Genomic DNA, 14,845 nt, shown 5'->3' with positions numbered 1-14,845 from the left:
CAAGTCACGAAGTCTTTGCCGCTTCGCTTTTTCCGTCGGACGGAGTTCCGTAGAGTGCTACGATGACGCGCGGCGCCAGAAGTCCCTGCACGACGATGGTGAAAATCACGACGGCGTAGCAAGCAGCGATCAGGTCATCGGTGTAGGGGCCTTGCGGTGCGATTTGAACCAGCGCGACCGAAATCGCGCCGCGCAGTCCAATCCAGGTCAAAAGGAATGGGGTTTTCAGCGGCTCTTTCGTATTCCGTCGCAGGAGCCACGGCGGAAGTCCGACGCTCAGGAAGCGAGAGAGAAACGCAAGCGGGATCGCCGTTGCCGCCGAGACGATGGCGAATTGCGATACGGTCATCGCTAGAATCTCAAAGCCGAGCAGGACAAACAAGAGCACGTTGAGAACGCTATCGACCAGTGACCAGAAAACGCGGATTTTCCGCTGTCTTTCATCGTCGTCAATTTTCGACATGGGCCGGTTGGCGAGAACGATGCCGCAAATGACGACGGCAAGCGGGCCGGATAATCCCATGCTCGTTGCCAGCCGATAAGTTCCAAGTGCCAATGCGAGAGAGGCGATTATCGCGATCTCGTCGTCCTTGATGATGGTCATCAGCCACGAAACGAGAAATCCGGTCACTAAACCGAGCAAGATGCCGCCGCCGCCTTCGACCAGCATCGCCGACAGAAACCGGCCGTGACCGAAGACGTTTCGGTCGCCCGCGATTACGGCCAGCGCCGACAGAAACAATACGATCGCCGTCCCGTCATTGAAGAGGCTTTCGCCCACGATGGTCGATTTCAAAGACGGCGGGAGCGGCGCAGACTTGAGCAGGCCTTCGACCGCGATGGCATCGGTCGGAGCCAGGATCGCTCCGAGCAGGAAACACCAGGCAAGGGGAATTGCCATGCCCCAAAGATGCAACACGCCCCAGAACGAGAATGTGAAAATCGCCGTCGAGAGCATCACGCCCAACGTCGCGAGGCTGAATACAGCAACGGCGTTAATGCGCAGATCGCGAAGGTTCGCGTGCAAGCTCGACGCGAAAAGCAGCAACGCGAGAAGACCGTCCAGCAAGACGCGCGGCAGGTGCGCGCCGCCGATGCGTTCTTCGATCAGCGCGGCGATGTGGAAATTTTCGATCGTGTGGCTGGCAAGCAGGACGAGAAGCGAAAGCAGCAATGAGCCAAGCAATTGCGCGATCACGCTCGGGATGCGGAAATAACGCTCGTTAATGATACCGACGACGGTGGCGAGGATGAGAATAATAGCGCCGATATCGAATGCGGACACAGATTTTCACCTTGCTGAGCGGGAAGCCGTGCTCGAATGCCAGTTACGGAAGGACCGTGACCGGCAGCCTATCACGGCGGACGCGCTGTCATAATTTGCCGTTCATCTATTGCAAGATGAAGCCTCTTCGGCTTGCGGACCTCGGCGTCGGCTGAAATATTCCGTCAGTCCGATTCGCTTTTCTCCAGGTGAGCCCTTTGACAGGATCGAAACCGGTTTCTACGCGCCGCGTGCTGATGGCCAGTCTCGCCGGGACGGCAATCGAGTTTTTTGACTTTTATATCTATGCCACGGCGGCGGTGCTGGTTTTTCCGCACCTCTTCTTTCCAAACGCCGATCCGACGACCGCGACTTTGCAATCGTTCGCGACGTTTTCCATTGCGTTCTTCGCGCGCCCGATCGGCGCCATGCTGTTTGGGCATTTCGGCGATCGCATCGGACGCAAGGCGACGCTCGTCGCGGCGCTTCTCACCATGGGTCTTTCGACCGTCGCGGTGGGCTTGCTGCCGACCTATGCACAAGCTGGTATCTGGGCACCGTTGCTGCTTGCTGCGTGCCGCCTCTTTCAAGGGCTCGGGCTTGGCGGTGAATGGGGCGGTGCGGTGCTGCTCGCCACCGAGAATGCGCCGGACTCGAAGAAGGCTTGGTTCGGCATGTTTCCGCAGCTCGGCGCGCCGATCGGCTTTCTCTGCTCGACTGGCATCTTTCTGCTGATCACCGAAACGCTGACGGACGAGCAGTTCAAGGCGTTCGGGTGGCGCATCCCCTTTATCGCGAGTGCCGTGCTGGTTTTTGTCGGGCTTTATGTCCGGCTACGCATTTCCGAGACGCCGGCTTTCCAGCGCGCACTCGAGAAAGACGAGCGCGTGCGCGTGCCGCTGGCGACGGTGCTGACACAGCATTTCTGGCTTTTGATTATGGGGACGTTCGGTGCGCTGGCGACGTTCGTGCTGTTCTATCTAATGACCGTCTTTGCTCTGAGCTGGGGTATCAGCGCGCTTCACTTCACGCGCGATGAATTCATGCCCATTCAGATGCTCGGTGTGATTTTCTTTGCCGTGACCATTCCGCTTTCAGCGTGGCTTGCAGATCGCTTTGGCCGCCGGACAGTGCTGCTTTGGACAACGGCGCTGATCGGTGTCTTCGGATTATCGTTCGAGACGCTGTTCGGATCGGGGCAGACCTTCAGCGTGATCATGTTTATGATCATCGGCTTGGCATTGATGGGATTCACATATGGGCCGCTGGGGACGGCGCTGTCGGAGCCGTTTCCAGTGGGAGTTCGCTATACCGGCTCGTCTTTGGCCTTCAATCTGGCGGGCATCTTCGGTGCGTCGCTGGCGCCCTATATCGCGACGACGCTGGCGACGAAATACGGGGTTCACGCCGTCGGCCTTTATCTCACCGCGGCCGCCACACTGACGTTCCTGGCCCTCTTGGGTCTCGGGAGGGTCAGCGGCGCCCACGAGCCGGTGACGCTACGGCGTGAACAGACGACATAGCCATTTTTGCCTAGGGGTTCTAGCTGAGTATGACGACGCGCATTTCGATGCAGAGTAGCGCGTTCGAGACGTGGACCTATGTAGCTGAAATTGCATGCTCTTTTTATCTTCGCGCATCTGCGTCGGAGATTTGCAATTGCCCTTTGGTCCAGGTTAAAGGCATAGATGCATGGCTCCGGCGGATGCGCCCTGTCTTTGGGCAGTTTGGGGGCATCGTCGTCGCGTCATTGTTGTGATTTACACGTACTAACCGACTGAAATCCCGGCGCGAGATTGATGGACGAAGTCGTCGATAGAGCAAATGGTGTCGGAACGAAGGGCTTTGCTCCCAGACCGGTGTTGACCCTTGCCGATCGGGTGCGTGCCTGGTTCGATCTTGTTTTTGTCGATCACGGTCTGCTGCGGCTCTGCTATTGCAACCGGCATCGGGTCGATCAGCGCTTGTGGCGCTCTGCACAGCCGACTCCCGGTGACTTACGGCGGGAAAAACGGCGCGGCATTCGCACGGTGCTGTGTGTGCGCGGGGGGTTCCCGTTCCGGCCTTGGCCCCTTGAGCAAGAAGCCTGTGAGCGGTTCGGTCTCGAACTTTATAAGGTCGGCATTCGTGGTCGAGAGGCGCCTTACAGGAACGATCTGCTCGCGCTGATAGATCTGTTTTCATCAATCGAGTATCCGGCGCTGGTTCACTGCAAATCGGGCGCGGATCGGAGTGGTTTCGTCGCGGCCGTTTATCTCATGGCGATCGAGGGCCGCCGCGCCGATGACGCGATGCGTCAGCTGTCGCTTCGCTTCGGCCATTTGCGCACTTCGCGCGCCGGGATTCTCGGAGAGGTCATCAAGGCCTATCGCGCCGAAGGCGAGGCGCGGGGGCTTGATTTTCGACAGTGGGTCGCAACCTGCTACGATCGCGATGCCGTTACCGCGCGTTTTCAACCCCGACCTTTTCCGACAGCAATTGTCGATCAGCTGTTACGGCGTGAGGGGTAGGCTTTCCAGGCCGGCGGTGCCCGACTGCGGGCGTCTAATCGCTTAAGGAATTCAGCACCGCGAAATGTCTCGCGCGCAGGGGTGCCTGGCAGCGTGCCAGCAAAAAATGGTGCCCAGGAGGGATGCACATTAGATGGCTATTTATAAATATAAACAATGTGATGGTTTGGGCGTTTATTCGACGATACCAACGAATGTACCAACATTCCTCTGCTTCATCCGATTATCAACGCCGGCACGCATGTGCGGGCTTCAGAGTCTCTGAGCTTCGCGCCGGCGACGACCTTAGTCCCTGCGACGTCGACGATCTCGAGCCCGGTCCGCTTGAACAGGTCCGCGAGTTCGCCGGCGATCGTCCGAACCGGGAACGGGCATTGCCCCGCCGACGAACACCAGGCCATATACGCCGGATGCAAATTGGCAATCGGCGTGTCGATGCCATTCGCGGGCTCGAGCACGTCTCGCGCGAAACGGAAGGCATGATCTCGTGCCGTTGGCGTGGGGAAGGGAAGGCGCACTTCCTCAACTTTGGCGGCTGGGCGAGCCTCCGACGCAGCATTGATATTGGTCTCACGCTTGCGCCCGTGCGCTCCGAACGCAATCAGTGCAGCGCCAAGACCGTTAATAGCGATGCTGCGCAGCGCCGCGATAATGAGATCAAGTGTCGTTTCGGATACGTGCAGGCGGTCCGCTAGCGGAGCCGACGATCTTGCGGCGGGTAAGGATGCCACGGCCGCTTTCGCAGCCCTGCGCCGATCCTCAAGACGCCGAGTGGCTGCCAGGTTTTTTCCCTCCAACTCCTCACGCGCGCCAGCGACTTCGCGCTGGGCGCTATCGACCGCGGATTGCAGAAGCAAGCGGCAGTTCGCCAAGCAGCCCTTGTCGGCTGCTTTATCCCGGACCGCAGTCTCAGCCGCTACCTTTGCCGCATCGGCAGCTTTGAGCCGGGTGTTGTCGGCTGGCGCTGGGCTAGCGGCCTCGGCCGCAGCGAGCTCGGCGATCGCCGCCTTTCGCTTCGCAGCTAAATCCGCAAGCGGCGCGGATGCGGCATCGCGTGCCGCGAGCGTGATTTCCGAGGTCGTCAGGATTGCGTACGCCTCACCGGAAAAGAGCGCGACAACGAAGACGGTTGCGAGGATCCAACGGCCGTCGCGAAGACCGGCGCCGACACAAACGCTACCGGTGCATAGGCCTAAAGCGACGGCGATCTGAAGGGGAGCATTCGGTGATGCATAGCCGCCCGAAGCAACAATCACGACATGAGCCATCGCGCCCACGATCGAGCAGCCAACGACGACGGCGAGCATCCGCAAGATCATTGGTCTGCTCCCTTGTACCCTTTGCGCTTTGCCAACGCGGCGACGGCTTCCTCGAGCATGTCGGCGATTGAGACCTCCATCGTACCGGCGAGCCCGCTGGCTAGGGCCTTGAAGGCAGGCGTGCACCTGAAGTTCATCTGCGTCGATCGTGCACGCCCGCCACGGGACCTTTGGCCCTCGGTCTGGGAAGCCTTCCGCTCGGCCGCACTGCGTTTTTCGATTTTCGTCGTGGTTGCGTATCGAGACGCTTCAAACAGGCTCGCGAACTCGGCTTCTTCGTCGATTGACATCACGCACCCCCTCGCTTCGACTTCACGGCCTTCTGGGCGGCGGTTTTAATTTCCTTCCACAGCGCATCGATCTCGTCGGCAGCCGCGCTGTCTCTCTCCGCTCCCGTCTTTCCGCGTGTCATCGCCGTCACGAATGCGGCGCGCTGGGACACGAGGGCTCGAGCTATCGGGACGTCGTTCGAAAACAGGGTGCTGCGGGCCTCTTCGACCAGCTTGTCCTTGTTGCCGCCTCGGCATGCATTGAGAACGATGAAGTACGGCGTCGCATTGTCTAGGCACAGTCGGACGGCGTCTTGCGAGGCTAAAAGATCGAGCCCGCTGGCGCGCATCGGGATAACGACAAAATCGCTCGTCTTAATCGCGTCTTCGGTCACGGCCAGTGCGCCGGGCGGCCCGTCAAGAAACACCCAATCCCAGCCGGTCAGCTCGAGGGCCTCGGCGGCATCCGAAGCGCGATCTGCCCCCACGAATAACGTGGGGTTTTGAGGAGCGCCGCGCCGCTTCCACCAATCTGCAACCGACTCTTGTGGATCCAGGTCCACGATGCAGACCCGTTTGCTCTCTTGCGCGGCACGCACGGCGACCGCGGCACATAAGGTCGACTTGCCGACGCCGCCTTTCGAATTCAAAAAACCGACGATGACCATGGTCGCCCCTTCGCCTATGCATTGTCGTATGTATAGCCTTATGCCTAGTCAACTGTCAAACGCCTATGCATAATTTATGCATAGGCAAAGCAATAAGCATAGGCAGATTATGTGTGCTGGGGCGGGCTCGTTTGCACGGTGACGGAGGTAAGTTTCGACGCGCGCAAAATTCGGAAATCAGTAGTCGGCGCAGAAAAAAAAGCGTAGAGTGATTCCCGGCGTACTGCGCCTACTCCCCAAAAACTACTCTCAAAAGCCCCGTATTTCCGGGCTTTTTTTGCGTGCCAATTTACCGTTGGCAGAGTGGCTTATGCATTTCGACATTTCGTGCCTCTGAGTTTCGATCGCTCAACCCGGCCTTTGCGCCGGGTTTTTTAATGGAGAATTGCAATGGCGAAAGCGACTACGAAAATCGTTCCACCCGGCTTGGTCGGGCTCATGCACGTCGGAGCCGTGTGCGAACTCATCGGATGCACTCCGCGGACGCTCAAAAACTACCAGATCGATCGCCAGCATCCGTTCCCGCAACGAAAGAAGTTTGGGCGCTGTTCCTATTACAGCGAGGCGGCCGTTCGGCGCTGGCTCGCCGAACGCCTAGGCGATCTTGCAGCGTGATCCCAATTCAAGATGGAGAATCCAGATGACGATTAGGCTTGCATCACTGAGCGTCGACCTTCAGCGCGAGGCTAAAGGCGACTGGATCGAATATCCGGACTGGCCGGGCGTCGCATTTCTCGTGTCGTCGAAGCTGTCTCAGGCCTTCCACTCCGCGCACGCAATGATGCTGAAGCGCGTGGCAGTCAGCTACCGCAATGCACCCGTTCCCGCCGAAGCCATGCACGCGGAACTGGCAAAACTCTACTGCCGGCACATCCTTCACGGCTGGCGCGGGCTCGATGTCGAGTACTCTCCTGAGAAGGCTCTCGAGGTTCTCAGCGACCCCGGTTATCGGCCGGTGATAGCTGCGGTCGGATGGTGCGCCGACAAACTATCCGAGATCTCTCCAGAATACGTCGGCGACGATGAAACCAGAGAACCCGAAACCGCCGCGACGAAAACTCGTCGACGTGATTGTTGATCGGAGATATTGCCATGACCGTTAAACTCAGCGAGCTACGCGTCACGCAATCGCTCAACGCCAGCCAATACACGGCCGGCATGAACGCGAAGGTGGCTGCCGACGTTGCCGGTACGGCCTCGAGCGAAAAGCTCGGGGCCACCAGCACGCAGACTTACCAGAAGATCAGCCAGTCCGGTGCCGTTCTCGAGCGCCTCTCCAAGCAATATGTGCAGGGCTATGCCGCCACGGCGAAGTTCGAGCAGGCCATTCGCATGCTTGGTCGCGGCCTCGAGACCGGAAACATCACCGTCGCCGAGGCCGGCTCGATTTTGGACGGCATCTATTCGAAATTCGGACGGACGGCCGACAGTGCTGCTGCGCTGGGCGCCGGCTATACGCAGCTCGCCGAACTGATCTCCCAGAAAAGCCAGCAGATCTCGACGTCGACGACGCTTGTTGCTCGGTCGCTGTCTTCGATCTCGACCGGCATGTCCGTTGTCGGCAAGCAGTCTCTGGCGGTCAATGAAGCCAATGCGCGCCTGGTTTCTGGCATGACGCAATTCGGCACGCAGCTCAAAGCGACCGATGCAGCACTTGTCGACGTCGCCGCCGGCATGTCGCTCTATGGCAAGGAAGCGCTGGACGCGAGCGTGCTCAACGAGCGGCTGATAAAGGGCATGTCGGGGGCATCGGCGTCGATAGACGGTACGGGCAAGACTGCTGCCCTTTCCGCATACCAGCTCACGAACCTATCGTTCCAGTTGAACGACGTAGCGACCCAGGCAGCGCTGGGCGTCGGCCCGCTTCGAATTCTCGCTTCGCAGGGCGGCCAGTTCTTCCAGATCCTTCAGACCGGCGCCGGCGGCGTCAGAGGATCATTGTCCTACCTCGCCCAGTTGATTGGGAGCTTCGTCACGCCGTTCCGGCTCGCGACGGCCGCTGCCGCGGGCTTCATCGCTATCGCCGCGACCACCGGCGTCTCATGGGCAAATACCCAGAGCAAGATCGATCTCGCTCTCACCGGGATCGGACATGCCTCGGGCATCACCGTCGACAGTATCAACAGGATCGCAGAGGTGGTCTCAGCGGCAGGCAGTATCTCAGAGAGCAGCGCAGAAGATATCGCCACCGCCATCGCGGCGACGGGTAGGGTGTCGGCAGATACGACGCAGAAGATCACAGGTCTGACGAAGGCTTATTCTCTAGTCTTCGGCAAAACTCTCATCGACTCTGCAAATGATCTCGGTCAAGCGCTCGCTGATCCGAGCAAGAGTGTCGATGAACTCAATAAGCGTCTTGCCGCCTTCAGCGATGCCGAAGCGCAGGCCATAAAGCGTCTCGATCAAGCCGGCAATCGAAGCGCCGCTCAAAAAATTCTGACCGATGGCCTAACGCGATCGATTGGCGACGCAGAGGCGAAGACGACGGGCTGGGCAAGGGCTTGGGACAGCTTGTCTAAAGCGGCGTCAGATGCGGCAACGTCAGTCGGAAAAGCCGTAAATGAAGCCAACGGTGGTGGCTCGCTGCAAGATCAGCTCGCTTATGTCCAATCTCAGCTCCAGTATTCCAAGCAGAGCCGCCAACAGCTCGTAACAGGCCTTCAATACACTAACCCAGAGGACGTCAGTGTCCCCGGTCTGTCGGATCTCACGCAACTGGAGGCGCGCGAGAAGCAGCTCAAGCAGGCAATTGCACGAGACACTCAGGATGCCATCAATGCTGCCCAGATCGAAGAGTCGGGCGTCTTCGGCAACCTGATCAGGCAGGCAGACCCGGCGCTGTCGAGGTTGCAGGAGATTGATGCTGCGATAAAAAGGATCCAGGCAGACCGACAAAACTGGGGCATCATGGGTAACGTCGATGCTGCTACCCAGGCGGTAAGCGACGATGCTCTGAAGAACTACAAATCAGAACAGGACTTTCTCAAGTCCAACATTGCCCTTGCCAAGCAACGCTTTGACATCAATTCCGCGCAGCTTGGCCTTGATGCCAGGGCCAACGATATCGATCTTGCCGCCATCAATGCGCGCACACCGGCTCAGAAAGCCGAGATCGAGTATCGCCGTACACTTCTGCAATACGGCAATTCCGCAGATGCGCAAGCTGAAGCTGAATTAGCTCGCGCGCGTTCGTTGGCGCAATCGCAGCATGATCTGTCCGAAGCGGTGCGCGACCGCATGTACCAAAATTCGCAGGACATCGAGCAAGGCCAAATTCAGAACGACGTCATCGGTCGAAGCGTGGACGTCGCGACGAGGCTTACCGCGCGATTTCAACTGCTCGCCGCGGCGAAGGCCGAGGCCTTCAAGAATGGCACCACGGTCTCGGCGCAGGAAGAGCTGCAGGCGCTCATCACCGCGGACGAAAAGGCGCGCCAGGCCGTCGATGCGGCCCGCAAAGGTCTCCTTACGGACCTGTCCTTCTCCAACGACCAGCTCGGCCGGTCGTCGATCGACCAGGTTGTCTATTCGCGCATGCAGTCCGCTGGCCTGCTGGATAACGGCAAGGTTGTCGGAGCGCAGAATGAAGCGATCGCCCAGCAGATACGTTTCAACGAACAGCTGCAGCGTTCGATCGATATCGAGAAGGGTTTTGCGAGCGACTTCCTATCCGACGTCATCCAGGGCAAGTCAGCTGTCGAGGCGCTGGGTATTGCCTTGAATAGCCTCGCGCAGAAGATGCTCGACAATTCGCTCGATACACTCTTCGCCGGGCTCAAGGGCGCCGGCGCCGTTTCGGCTGGCGGCCTGTTGGGTGGAAATATCCTGCCGGGCATTCTCCACGCTGGCGGCGTCGTCGGTTCCACCGTTGTTCCGACGCGGAGCGTACCTCTCGCAGCGTTCAATGGTGCCGTTCGATATCATACCGGCGGCATCGCCGGCGCGTCACCCTTCAAGCCTGGCGAAATGCCGGCGATCCTTCAACGCGGCGAGATTGTTCTCCCGCGCGGATCCTCGGCGGCTGGAGGCGCTGGGGTGGCGATCACCATCCCCGTCACCATCAACGCTCCCGGCGCCGATGCTGCAGCGCTGAAGCGCGTGGAAGCCGCGGTAAGCAAACTCGCCACTGACCTTCGCCCGACGATCGTCGCGACGGTAAGGGACGCGAAAAATCGCAACCTAGTCTAACCGCTTCGACATCTCGGCCAGCCCGCGGCCACTAATCCGTAAAGCACCGTTTTAGTTCAATCCCGATCGAAAGGTCGATCGAGGATCGCGTTGTCGCGTTCCAAATCATAGATCAGAGGGATCTCGCAATGTTTCATTCGAAAACTACTTCCGAGCCAGGCATCACTTTCGCTCGCTTCGCGAAGGTCAAGGCTGTCTCTCACCTCGAGCACACAGACGCGATCAAAGTCGCGGAGAGAATGTACGGTGCCGATTCCGACGTCTTCGGTATCGTGAAGGCCAACGAAGTCGTCGCGGGCTCGAACGTCTCGGGCAACTGGGCGTCAGATCTCACTGGATTAGAGGGATCTGGCTTCGCGGACTTCGCAGCCTATCTGCGTCCCGCAACGATCCTCGGCAAATTCGGTCAGGGCAGCGTTCCATCGCTCCGCAAGGTGCCGTTCCGTGAGCCGCTGATCTCTCAGACGGCTGGCGGCAACTCGTATTGGGTCGGCGAAGGCAAACCTGCGCCTTTGACTGCATTCGACTTCGAGCGCGTCACGATCGCTCCGCTCAAGATCGGCAACATCGCGGTTTTGACGAAGGAGAACATCAAATCATCGAATCCCGCGTCAGACATCATCGTCCGCGATGCGCTCCGTGATGCACTCGCGGCTGGCCTCGACACGTCGTTCATCGATCCCGCCAACGCGGGCACCGCCAACGTGAAGCCGGCGTCGGTCACTAATGGTTCCGCCACTGTGGTGTCTACCGGCACCGAAGCAGATCATATCCGACTCGACATCCGCGCTCTGTTCCAGAAGTTCATCACGGCGAGCAACACGCCCTCCACCGGCGTGTTCATCATGTCGTCGACGAACGCTCTGGCGCTTTCGCTCATGGTCAATGCTCTCGGCCAGAAGGAATTCCCGGGCATGACGATGAAGGGCGGCGTGCTCGAGGGTCTCGCTTGTATCGTATCTGACTACGCCGGCGACATCGTCGCTCTCGTCAACGCTTCGGATATCTACGAAGCCGACGAAGGCGAGACGACTGTCGATATCAGCATGGAGTCCTCGCTCGAAATGAAGAGCGCCGCTCTCTCTCAGGACGCCACCAGCGGCACGGGCACTTCGCTCGTTTCGCTCTGGCAGAACGGCCTCGTTGGCCTCAAGGGCGAGCGTACCATCAACTGGAAGAAGCGTCGCGCGTCGGCCGTCGCTTACCTCACTGGGGTGGCTTGGGGCGGCACGGTACCGAACTCGTAGCACTCAGTGGTTGAGACCTAACACAGCGCGCCAAGCGCCAACTCTTTCAAAAACGGAGTTTTCGATGGGAACGAAGAGACTGAAGCGTCCGCTTCGGGCGTGCGATCGGGATGATTACCACACGGGAAAATGCGAGATGCAACCAGGGGTGTCTGAATTTCTCACGATGGGCCTTCAGGCTCTGTGGCCGAAGCATCTGCATGTTAATTCCGTGGCCGATGTAGATCATTACATTCAGGTCCTCCTCGGTTCGAACGCTGACTACGAGGACGACAACCTGGAACTGCCATTCAGCCAGAAACTGTACTTGGTATTCTGCGCATTGTTCGCGAGAACCAAGGCCGAGACCAGCGCCACAGCCGAGCTGTTGGTCCTGCGGCTGCGAGAGGCCGAAGCGCGCATCGCACAGCTCGAGGCTGCGCCAAAACTCGAGTACGTCGGCGTGTACGTTTCATCACGGAATTACGTGCCAGGCCAGTTTGTGACCTACGCGGGTAGCCTATGGCATTGCAACGCGCCCACAGGCGGCAAATCTGGGTTCGACAAATCTTGTTGGACACTCGCTGTTAAGCGCGGCGTCGACGCGAAACCTGTTTTAACGGTGGCCGCATGAAAACGCTGGCAGAAGAAGCGCTCCGAGCGTCCGACGCCATTCTAGACGGGATGATCGAGAAAGCCCTGCGCGAATTTCAAGATGAACTTGATACGCTGCTTCCAGAAGTCACTTCCGAACATCGCATTCGACTGCTCGAAGCTCACAGATCTAGTCTGACAGCCTGGCGCGACGCGTCGCTCGCCAGGCTTAAAGCGAAGCTTGAGCAACTCGAGCTTCCGGCAGAGCGGCGCGGCTTACACTGAGCGTTGGCAACATCCCCTCCGGGGGGGAGGGTGTGCGGTTTACGATCTTGGGGCCCGCACCGCTTGGGGGCTCACGCGCAGAAATTTTTCCTCGGGGCAAAAATCAATGGTGCGGACCAACATGCGGACCAAGCAAAAAAATTCTCCTGACTGGGAGGAAATTCGGCGGCGCTGGTGCGAAAACAAGCAATCAGTCCGGGGACTTGCGCGCTTTTTCTCAGTTGATGAAAAGACGATTCGAAAACGGGCGAAAAATGAAAGCTGGGTCCGCACGGCTGGTCCGCAGCCCCCCATTGGCGCTGGCGTTGCGGACGAACCCGGTGAGCAGGGGCCTCTAGAGAAAGCGACCCCCGGCAAAAGCTCCGCTGGTCTTGAGGCACTCCTGGCGGCCGCCCGCGATGGCGACGTTGAAACGGTCGCCACACACGCGCTGACGGCCGTGGCGAAGATTGCGTATGAACTGGATCTGCTGTCAGATCTTGCGCAGTTTCTGGAGGCGGTCGTCATAGACGAAACGGCCGGCGACAAAAGTCCTCGCAGACGGCAGTTGCTACTCAAGATTCTTAGTTTTCCGGCGCGTGCTCAAGCGGCCAGAAATATCGGTTCCGCAATGTCGATTGTCGGGGCTCATGTACCCGGAAAAAAGGCCCGAGCGCAGGCGACAGCTCAGCGGACAGGGGAAGCAGACAGCGAGTGGGGACGAGATCTCGACCCCTTCTCCAACGATGAAGGGACAAATACATGGAAAAACTAGACTACGGCGCCACGGCTAAGCTTCGCGCGGTGCTCAGAACGTTGCTGGATCAGCTCGGCCGCGAATGTGCCGCGAGCACCGAGATCGCCGCGATCATTGCCGACGAAAAGGCCGGCCGTCGCCGGTCGATCGAGGATCGGCGGAGGGTTTTGAAATGGCTTGAGGAAGCGCCGGAGCGAATTGAGGCCTCGGCCAAGATTGTCGAGATGCTGAAAGAACTGGAAGGTCTTGAAGTGGCGGAATGCGCAGTGAGCGCAAACAAGGCTCTGAATTAGATGGCCGACAAAAATGCGTCGGTTTCGTTAGGCGACAAGGGGATGCGCCGGTAGCCAGCCGATGGACCTGCTAGCGCCGACCGGCGTCGAGTCGTTCCTGCATGGCGGTTGCGCAGAGCGCGGTCAGTTGGGACAATGAGGTTCCGGTAAGCATCTGCATGGGTTTTCCGGCGTCGTTGTCCGTTTTTGTGAGCATGGCTTCGAGACATTGGGTCAAGTCTTCGCCGAAACTAAACGTTTCCGTACCGCCACGACCGTCGTGAAGAGCGCGCGACGCAGCATAGCCCCACATCGCACGTTCGTCTTGGTTGGCCGCGATGAAGTCTTCTCCTGATGACTGTACCGTCAAAGGAGCGGTATATGCTCCTGTCGCGGTCGCTACCAAAAAAGCGACCGCGAGCCCGAGTCGATTGAGGTTCGTCGTCAAGTTTTCATCCTCGTGACTAGGGACGTCACCCAAGCCATGCAGGTCCGTATCGCCCAGATCGTTTGTTCTGGCGTCAAAGATGGCATAGGCTCCTCGCCAGGACCGTGCCCAAAAGGATTGCGGACCTTAGCAAAGAAATCTCGTAGAACGTCGCCTTCCCACACATCGAGAAAACGCCCGTTGCCTTTAGATACCAAGTTGTCGACGTAGTGGGCGGCACCCTTCTCGGTGCCGCGTGTCCAGCCATTGGTATTCGAGATGATCTTGATCGCGCTCTCAAGGGCTCTCGCAGCGTACCAAGCAGGATCCCTGCCTCCATTACCGTAGAGGTCGATAGCTTCCTTCATATCGTGATCGACGTTTTCCCACTTCTTGTCGATCACGAGCTTCCAAAACGGTTCTTCGATTTGGGCAATATGCAGATCGTCGTCGGTCAGCTGAATAAAGCCATTGTGGAAGTGAAGACGTGCTCGCGCTTCTCTAAAGCGGGCATTCAGTTCATCTACTGCTGCGGAAAACCTATCGTTCAATTTGCGATTTTCTACCTTCATCCAATTAGCTGAGTCTGCGGGCATTCGTATTCGAGTGCCCCCGTATACCTTTTCTGCGAGACAGTCTTGGATCCGCTTCTCCAAAGTTGCATTCTCAGCAGCTACGTTCTGCCCGAAATTTCGTAGTCCGAGTTCGACCAGGCTGAGCCGTTGCTTCATGTACTCGTCGGGATCTTCAGCGCCGATAGACCCGTAAGCCCAATTTTGGCAGATCATCAACGGTGACCATTCGTAGCCGTTGCTGGCAAAGCGTGGCGACAGATTCAGCATGCCGAGTTCTCGAGAAATCGCTGTATCGAGGTTCAGCCAGAATGATCTGGTGGCCTCGCTGGCTTTCTTCGGATCGCTCGGATAGGGCATCAACTCGACTACGATCTGGACACTCTGAACGAGCAAACGCCGCTCGACCTCGGTAAATGTCTGCCAGAGGAAGACTTTCGAATATCTCTTTGCAAATATGTCAGTCAGCATTGTCTGTTTTCCGTTGCCGCCAATGGCAAGATCGAATCGAGCAG

The 14,845-nt window shown here is 58.6% G+C and carries 16 protein-coding genes; 10 read left to right on the top strand and 6 right to left on the bottom strand.

The features are described from left to right. Window positions 1-4: 4 nt before the first annotated feature. Complete coding sequence (locus RLW55_RS03290; protein ID WP_409561885.1) at window positions 5-1,285, bottom strand: cation:proton antiporter; 1,281 nt, start codon at window positions 1,283-1,285, stop codon at window positions 5-7. 236 nt (window positions 1,286-1,521) lie between these two features. On the opposite strand from RLW55_RS03290, the gene RLW55_RS03285 reads away from it, so the two are divergent. Further along, the gene (locus RLW55_RS03285) at window positions 1,522-2,787 is read left to right on the top strand and encodes an MFS transporter (RefSeq protein ID WP_423416373.1); all 1,266 of its coding nucleotides are present in this window, start codon (window positions 1,522-1,524) and stop codon (window positions 2,785-2,787) included. A gap of 276 nt (window positions 2,788-3,063) precedes the next feature. After that, window positions 3,064-3,774, top strand: coding sequence for a tyrosine-protein phosphatase (locus tag RLW55_RS03280; RefSeq protein ID WP_423415562.1), 711 nt, complete (start codon window positions 3,064-3,066; stop codon window positions 3,772-3,774). Window positions 3,775-3,989: 215 nt separating this feature from the next. Here the strand turns inward: RLW55_RS03280 and RLW55_RS03275 are convergent, their stop codons facing one another. The 3 genes from RLW55_RS03275 to RLW55_RS03265 are packed head-to-tail and all read right to left on the bottom strand — an operon-like array spanning window position 3,990 to window position 6,030. Further along, entirely contained in the window at window positions 3,990-5,093 is a 1,104-nt protein-coding gene (locus RLW55_RS03275; protein WP_423415561.1) for a hypothetical protein, read from the bottom strand. Next, window positions 5,090-5,383, bottom strand: a complete 294-nt coding sequence (locus tag RLW55_RS03270; RefSeq protein WP_423415560.1) for a hypothetical protein — start codon at window positions 5,381-5,383, stop codon at window positions 5,090-5,092. Before RLW55_RS03270 ends, RLW55_RS03275 begins: the two co-directional genes overlap by 4 nt. After that, a complete protein-coding gene (locus RLW55_RS03265; RefSeq protein ID WP_423415559.1) occupies window positions 5,383-6,030 on the bottom strand; it encodes an AAA family ATPase in 648 nt (215 codons plus the stop codon). The genes RLW55_RS03270 and RLW55_RS03265 overlap by 1 nt, the downstream gene beginning before the upstream one ends. 390 nt (window positions 6,031-6,420) lie before the next feature. On the opposite strand from RLW55_RS03265, the gene RLW55_RS03260 reads away from it, so the two are divergent. From RLW55_RS03260 to RLW55_RS03225, 8 genes are all read left to right on the top strand, one after another. Further along, window positions 6,421-6,645, top strand: coding sequence for a helix-turn-helix transcriptional regulator (locus RLW55_RS03260; RefSeq protein ID WP_423415558.1), 225 nt, complete (start codon window positions 6,421-6,423; stop codon window positions 6,643-6,645). A gap of 25 nt (window positions 6,646-6,670) precedes the next feature. Continuing rightward, complete coding sequence (locus RLW55_RS03255; RefSeq protein ID WP_423415557.1) at window positions 6,671-7,108, top strand: hypothetical protein; 438 nt, start codon at window positions 6,671-6,673, stop codon at window positions 7,106-7,108. 14 nt (window positions 7,109-7,122) lie between these two features. Beyond that, window positions 7,123-10,218, top strand: a complete 3,096-nt coding sequence (locus RLW55_RS03250; RefSeq protein ID WP_423415556.1) for a phage tail length tape measure family protein — start codon at window positions 7,123-7,125, stop codon at window positions 10,216-10,218. Window positions 10,219-10,346: 128 nt separating this feature from the next. Then, the gene (locus RLW55_RS03245; RefSeq protein WP_423415555.1) at window positions 10,347-11,465 is read left to right on the top strand and encodes a phage major capsid protein; all 1,119 of its coding nucleotides are present in this window, start codon (window positions 10,347-10,349) and stop codon (window positions 11,463-11,465) included. A gap of 64 nt (window positions 11,466-11,529) precedes the next feature. Continuing rightward, window positions 11,530-12,078: a hypothetical protein gene (locus RLW55_RS03240; protein WP_423415554.1), complete on the top strand. Its 549-nt coding sequence runs from the start codon at window positions 11,530-11,532 to the stop codon at window positions 12,076-12,078. Further along, on the top strand, window positions 12,075-12,323 hold the full coding sequence (locus RLW55_RS03235) for a hypothetical protein (protein WP_423415553.1): 249 nt from the start codon (window positions 12,075-12,077) through the stop codon (window positions 12,321-12,323). Before RLW55_RS03240 ends, RLW55_RS03235 begins: the two co-directional genes overlap by 4 nt. Before the next feature lie 106 nt (window positions 12,324-12,429). Continuing rightward, window positions 12,430-13,077 carry a hypothetical protein gene (locus RLW55_RS03230; protein ID WP_423415552.1) on the top strand — a complete coding sequence of 216 codons (648 nt, stop codon included), beginning with the start codon at window positions 12,430-12,432 and terminating at the stop codon, window positions 13,075-13,077. Next, window positions 13,065-13,352, top strand: coding sequence for a hypothetical protein (locus tag RLW55_RS03225; RefSeq protein WP_423415551.1), 288 nt, complete (start codon window positions 13,065-13,067; stop codon window positions 13,350-13,352). The genes RLW55_RS03230 and RLW55_RS03225 overlap by 13 nt, the downstream gene beginning before the upstream one ends. Window positions 13,353-13,422: 70 nt before the next feature. On the opposite strand, the gene RLW55_RS03220 is transcribed toward RLW55_RS03225, so the two are convergent. Together RLW55_RS03220 and RLW55_RS03215 are read right to left on the bottom strand one after the other, a co-directional pair. Next, window positions 13,423-13,779, bottom strand: coding sequence for a hypothetical protein (locus RLW55_RS03220; RefSeq protein ID WP_423415550.1), 357 nt, complete (start codon window positions 13,777-13,779; stop codon window positions 13,423-13,425). Continuing rightward, window positions 13,776-14,801: an AbiJ-NTD4 domain-containing protein gene (locus RLW55_RS03215; protein ID WP_423415549.1), complete on the bottom strand. Its 1,026-nt coding sequence runs from the start codon at window positions 14,799-14,801 to the stop codon at window positions 13,776-13,778. Before RLW55_RS03215 ends, RLW55_RS03220 begins: the two co-directional genes overlap by 4 nt. Between the last annotated feature and the right edge of the window lie 44 nt (window positions 14,802-14,845).

It is taken from the genome of Hyphomicrobium sp. B1 (assembly GCF_049532635.1).
Classification (GTDB): domain Bacteria; phylum Pseudomonadota; class Alphaproteobacteria; order Rhizobiales; family Hyphomicrobiaceae; genus Hyphomicrobium_B.
This window is presented reverse-complemented; position numbering and strand designations above follow the sequence as displayed.

Coding starts and splice junctions, on each gene's coding strand:
- RLW55_RS03280 (WP_423415562.1), top strand. CDS start 3,064: ATGGACGAAGTCGTCGATAGAGCAAATGGTGTCGGAACGAAGGGCTTT.
- RLW55_RS03275 (WP_423415561.1), bottom strand. CDS start 5,093: ATGATCTTGCGGATGCTCGCCGTCGTCGTTGGCTGCTCGATCGTGGGC.
- RLW55_RS03270 (WP_423415560.1), bottom strand. CDS start 5,383: ATGTCAATCGACGAAGAAGCCGAGTTCGCGAGCCTGTTTGAAGCGTCT.
- RLW55_RS03250 (WP_423415556.1), top strand. CDS start 7,123: ATGACCGTTAAACTCAGCGAGCTACGCGTCACGCAATCGCTCAACGCC.
- RLW55_RS03245 (WP_423415555.1), top strand. CDS start 10,347: ATGTTTCATTCGAAAACTACTTCCGAGCCAGGCATCACTTTCGCTCGC.
- RLW55_RS03225 (WP_423415551.1), top strand. CDS start 13,065: ATGGAAAAACTAGACTACGGCGCCACGGCTAAGCTTCGCGCGGTGCTC.
- RLW55_RS03260 (WP_423415558.1), top strand. CDS start 6,421: ATGGCGAAAGCGACTACGAAAATCGTTCCACCCGGCTTGGTCGGGCTC.
- RLW55_RS03240 (WP_423415554.1), top strand. CDS start 11,530: ATGGGAACGAAGAGACTGAAGCGTCCGCTTCGGGCGTGCGATCGGGAT.
- RLW55_RS03255 (WP_423415557.1), top strand. CDS start 6,671: ATGACGATTAGGCTTGCATCACTGAGCGTCGACCTTCAGCGCGAGGCT.
- RLW55_RS03265 (WP_423415559.1), bottom strand. CDS start 6,030: ATGGTCATCGTCGGTTTTTTGAATTCGAAAGGCGGCGTCGGCAAGTCG.
- RLW55_RS03215 (WP_423415549.1), bottom strand. CDS start 14,801: ATGCTGACTGACATATTTGCAAAGAGATATTCGAAAGTCTTCCTCTGG.
- RLW55_RS03230 (WP_423415552.1), top strand. CDS start 12,430: ATGGTGCGGACCAACATGCGGACCAAGCAAAAAAATTCTCCTGACTGG.
- RLW55_RS03285 (WP_423416373.1), top strand. CDS start 1,522: ATGGCCAGTCTCGCCGGGACGGCAATCGAGTTTTTTGACTTTTATATC.
- RLW55_RS03235 (WP_423415553.1), top strand. CDS start 12,075: ATGAAAACGCTGGCAGAAGAAGCGCTCCGAGCGTCCGACGCCATTCTA.